This is a genomic window from Candidatus Methylomirabilota bacterium (assembly GCA_035936835.1).
Lineage (GTDB): Bacteria > Methylomirabilota > Methylomirabilia > Rokubacteriales > CSP1-6 > AR37.
Window position 1 is genome coordinate 1 of the sequence record DASYVT010000035.1, and the last position, 4,801, is coordinate 4,801.

At 67.0% G+C, this 4,801-nt stretch carries 5 protein-coding genes; all 5 read right to left on the reverse strand.

The genetic code is table 11. From position 1 onward, the window contains the following. Positions 1-168: carbohydrate ABC transporter permease (locus VGV06_03385; GenBank protein HEV2054199.1), on the reverse strand; the 168-nt coding region annotated here is incomplete at its 3' end. Continuing rightward, positions 165-1,034, reverse strand: coding sequence for a sugar ABC transporter permease (locus VGV06_03390; protein ID HEV2054200.1), 870 nt, complete (start codon positions 1,032-1,034; stop codon positions 165-167). The genes VGV06_03390 and VGV06_03385, both read right to left, overlap by 4 nt. Beyond that, on the reverse strand, positions 1,034-2,335 hold the full coding sequence (locus VGV06_03395) for an ABC transporter substrate-binding protein (protein ID HEV2054201.1): 1,302 nt from the start codon (positions 2,333-2,335) through the stop codon (positions 1,034-1,036). The genes VGV06_03390 and VGV06_03395 overlap by 1 nt, the downstream gene beginning before the upstream one ends. Continuing rightward, positions 2,332-3,378: an ABC transporter ATP-binding protein gene (locus VGV06_03400; protein ID HEV2054202.1), complete on the reverse strand. Its 1,047-nt coding sequence runs from the start codon at positions 3,376-3,378 to the stop codon at positions 2,332-2,334. Before VGV06_03400 ends, VGV06_03395 begins: the two co-directional genes overlap by 4 nt. Positions 3,379-3,390: 12 nt before the next feature. Further along, positions 3,391-4,801, reverse strand: a 1,411-nt coding sequence (locus VGV06_03405; protein ID HEV2054203.1) for a VWA domain-containing protein, incomplete at its 5' end; no start/stop codon positions are given.

Consider the following 4,801-nt stretch of genomic DNA (forward strand, 5'->3'; position numbering starts at 1 on the left):
CGCCGCCCAGGCCTTCGCGAAGTTCTCCATCGTCAGCGGCGCCGTCGGCACGAAGTGAGTGGAGAACTCCGCCGGATGAAAGGCCGTCCACACGGCGTAGGCCAGCGGCAGCGCCCAGAGAAAGCCCAGGAGCCACGCGCCGGCCGTCTCGAGTGCGCGGATTCTCATTGATAGTGCACCCGGCGGTCGAGGAAGAGGAACTGGCCCATGGCGAAGGCCGCCAGGATGACCAGCAGCACCAGCGTCAGCGCCGCGGCGTAGCCCGCGTCCCAGAACTTGAAGCCGACGTCGTAGATGTAATAGAGGAGCAGCGACGTGGCGTTGTCCGGCCCGCCCTTGGTCATCACGATGATGTGGTCCACCAGCCTGAAGGAGTTGATCACGGCGTTGACCAGCACGAAGAGCGTGGTCGGCATCAGCAGCGGGAAGGTCACGCGCCGGAAGAAGTACCAGCGCCCCGCGCCCATGAGCGCGGCCGCCTCGCCCAGGTTGGGCGACATGGACTGGAGCGCCGCCAAGTAGAAGATCATGAAGAAGCCCGCTTCCTTCCAGACCGTGACGACGATGAGGCAGGGGAGCGCGGTGCTCTGGCTGCCGAGCCAGTTGTGGCTCGGCAGGCCGAAGAGCCCCGTGATCTGCTCGAGGAGGCCGTAGCCCGGCGTGTAGAAGAAGAGCCAGATGTTGGCGACTGCGATCATCGGCAGCACCGTCGGCGTGAAGAAGGACAGGCGCAGGAGGCTGCGGCCGGGGATCTTGCCGTTGACCCAGATCGCCATGAGGATCGCCAGCACGATCGACAGCGGAATGGTGGCGAGCGCGTACCAGATGTTATTGCCGAGGACCTGCCAGAACACCGGGTCCTCGACCATCGCCCGGTAGTTGTCGAGCCCCACCCAGACGGATGGACGGCTCGGCTTGGCGGTCGAGAAAAAGCTGTGGTACAGCGTCGCCGCCGTCGGAAAGTGCGTGAACGTCACGAGCAGCAGGGCCGCGGGCAGCAGCAGCAGCCACCCCTGCACGGTCTGGCGATGCACTAGCGCCGGGAAGCCCGCAAGATGCGCTCGGCCTCGCGCTGGGCGTCCTTCATCGCCTGCTCCGCCGTCTTGGTGCCGGTCAGCGCAGCCTGGAGCCCGTCGTTGAGCGCTTTTGTCACGCGTTGGTTGTCGTGCGTCGACAGCTCCGCGACCGCGTACGGTAGCTGGTCGCGCGCCACGGCGGCGGCGGGGAACCCCCCCACGTACTGCTTCATTACCGGCGTCTCCCACGCGTCTGGCCGCACGGCGACGTAGCCCGTGTCGATGCCCCACTGGGCCGCGCGCTGGGGCGAGGTGATCCACTTGATGAACTTGAGCGAGGCCGCCTGCTGGGCGAGCGTGCTCTTCTTGAAGATGTGGAAGTTGCCGCCGCCCGTCGGCGAGCCGCGTCGCTTGCCGGCCGGCAGCATGGCGACGCCGAACTCGAACTTGGCGTTGTTCTTCACGTTGGTCAGGTTGCCCGTGGTCGTCCACATCATCGCGGTCTGGCGCTCGAAGAAGTCCTTCGGCGTCGTGCCCCACTCGATGATGCCCGGGGGCATGACCTTGTGCGTCTTGCTCAGGTCGACCCAGTACTGGAGCGCTTCGACCACGGCGGGCTTGTCGTAGTAGGTCTCGGTGCCGGCCGGGTTCATCAGCAGGACGTCGTTCTGTGTCGTGAAGCCCTGGAAGAGCCAGTAGGGGAAGCCGGAGGACGGCACCTTCAGCCCCCACTGCGTGACGTTGCCGCTCGCGTCGCGCTTCGTCAGCTTCTTGGCGTATTCGATCTGCTCCGCCCAGTTCGCCGGCGCGCGATTCGGGTCGAGCCCCGCCTCCTTGAACAGCTCCTTGTTCCAATAGATGACGATCGTCGAGCGTTGGAAGGGGATGCCCCAGGTCTTGCCGCCCGTCTGGCTGTTGAGCATGAAGGCCGGAAAGAAGCCCTTGAGCCACGTCTTGTCCTCGGCGCTGGTCGCGATGTCGTCGAAGGGGATGACGGCGTCTTCGTCGATGATCGTGAACATGTCGGTCGAGAGCAGCACCGACATCTGGGGCGCCTCGCCGCTCTTGAGCGCCGTCAGCACCTTGACGATGGTCTCCTGGTAGGTGCCGGCGTAGATCGGCTTGACCTTGATGCCCGGGTTCTCTTTCTGGAAGTCCGCCGCGAGGCCATCGATGATCTTGGTTACAGGGCCCCCGACGGCCACGGGGTAGTAGAAGGACACCTCGACCGGCTGCTGGGCCGCGGCGGGAAGCGCGCCGCCCGCGAAGCAGGCAAGCAGCAGTGCGGCAGTCACGCGTGCGATGGCATTGACGATCATGTGCGTTCTCCTCCTCGTTGAGAATCGAATACGTGGACCGCGTCCTTGCTCCATGTCAGGTGGACCGGCGTGCCGGCCGGCAGCTCGACCCGTCCGGAGGCCCGCACTGCGAGCGTCTGGGCGCCGACGGCGCAGGTCAGGATCGAATCGGCGCCGAGGTACTCCACGGTCGTGACGAGGGCGGCGAGCCCGCCGTCGATTGCCAGGCGTATCTCCTCGGGTCGCACTCCCAGCAGGAGCCCGGCACCGGGTCCCGGCAGGACGGTTGGGCCCGTACTGCCCTCGATGACCGCGCCGCTGGGGCCGTCGGCGAGAGTCAGCACGTTCATGGGCGGCGTGCCGATGAAGCGCGCGGCGAAGACCGTGGCGGGGCGCGCGTACAGCTCCGCCGGCGTGGCGTCCTGCTCGACGCGCCCGTCGCGCAGAAGGATGACCTGGTCGGCCATGCTCATGGCCTCGGTCTGGTCGTGCGTGACGTACACCATCGTGACGCCGAGCTTCTGCTGGAGGCTCCTGATCTCGCGCCGCATCTCGAGGCGGAGCTGGGCGTCGAGGTTGGAGAGCGGCTCGTCCATGAGGCACACGGCCGTCTCGGCGATGATGGCGCGGCCGAGGGCCACGCGCTGCTGCTGGCCTCCCGAGAGCTGTGACGGCTTGCGATCGAGCAGGCCGTCCAAGCCGAGCAGGTCCGCCACGCGCTTGAGCCGCTCCACGCGCTCGGCCGCGGGCACGCGGCGCACCCGCAGGCCGAAGACGATGTTCTCCGCGACCGACAGGTGCGGGAAGAGCGCGTACGACTGGAAGACCATGGAAAGTTTCCGTTGCGCCGGAGGCAGGTGCGTGACGTCAGCGCCGCCGATCAGGACCGTGCCGCCCGAGACCTGCTCGAGCCCCGCGATGAGCCGGAGTGTCGTGGACTTGCCGCAGCCCGAAGGGCCGAGCAGCACCAGCATCTTGCCCGCGGCCGCCTCGAAGCTGACGTCGTCCACGGCGCGGGTTGCGCCCCAGAAACGGCTTATGTGATTGACGGAGATCGCCGACACTCGGGGGTCCGGCTACGAGGCGCGGCGCTTGTTGCTGACGTAGTCCACGAGGACGTACTCGCCGAGGCGCTCCGGGGTGGCGAAGAAGGCGCGGCCGCGGTTGATCTTCGTCATCTGCTCGACGAACGCCGCCAGCATCGCGCTCCGCTCGAGCATGAAGGTGTTGATGGTGATGCCCTCGCGCGTGCAGCGCTGGACTTCCCTGAGCGTCTCCTGGAGCGTCCGCCGCGTCGGCGGGTAGGAGAACTCCGCTTCTCCGTCCTCCATGTGCGCCGTCGGCTCGCCGTCGGTGATCATGATGATCTGCTTGTTGCCGCCCTTCTGGCGCCCAAGGAGCGTGCGGGCGAGCATCAAGGCCGCGTGCATGTTGGTGCCGATGTTGGTCCCGCTGGGGGACAGCTCGGGCAGCTCCGCGGCTTTGAACTCGCGGGCGTAGAGCGAGAAGCCCACGATGTGTAGGCTGTCGCGCGGGAACTGGCCGCGGATCAGGGCGTGGAGCGCCAGCGCCACCTTCTTGGCCGGCAGGAAGCAGCCGTTGTAGAGCATCGAGCGGCTGAGGTCGAGCAGGACGACCGTGGCCGCCTGCGTCGACAGCTCGGTGCGCCAGACCTCGAAGTCATCCGGCGAGAGCCGGACGGGCGTGCCCGGGCCGCCGCGCTCGACCGCGTGCATGAGCGTGGACCGGAGATCTAGCAGGAAGGGGTCGCCGAACTCGTAGCGCTTGGCGTCGTCGGTGCGGTCGCCGCCGGCGCCGCGACGCGAGACGGCGTGGCGGCCGAAGCGGTCGCGCTTGAGGTGGTCGAAGACGTCGCGGAGCGCTTTGTCGCCGATCTTGCGGATGGCCCGCGCCGTCAGCTGGAGCTTCCCGCCCTTGTTCTCCAGGTATCCTGCCTCCTCGAGCTTCTTCGCGAGCTCGCGGAGCTTCTGGAGATCGCGCGCGGCCTCTTCGCCCAGGAGCCGCTCGATGTCGTCCTTGTCGATCTTGTCGAGGTCGCCCGGGTCCTTCGCGCGCCTCAGCTGGCGCTCGAGCTGGTCCATCTCCTGGAGCTCTTCCATGACGCGCATGGCCTCTTTCATGGACAGGTTCTCGTCGCCCTTGAAGTCGTACGGCCGGCGGAGCGCGTCCATGGGCAGGAGGTCTTCGAGGTTCATGGCGAGCTGGGCCATCTCGGCCTCGAGCCGCTCGTCTTTGGCGAAGAGCGACTGCATCATGTCCTGGAGCTGCTGGCGCTGGCCCGGCGTGAGGCTCTGCATCAGCGACTGCATCTGGCCCATCTGCTTGCCCATCTGCTCGAGCAATTGATCGAGGCTCTCGACGCCGGGGAAGTTCTGTCCCCACTTGTCTTTGAAACTCTGGAAGTCCGGCTCGCCCCCTTGGGCACGCTCGCGCAGCATGTTGTTCAGATCCCGCATCATCTCCCGC

Excerpts from the sequence above, each read along its gene's own strand:
- VGV06_03395 (HEV2054201.1), bottom strand. The coding sequence starts at position 2,335 with ATGATCGTCAATGCCATCGCACGCGTGACTGCCGCACTGCTGCTTGCC.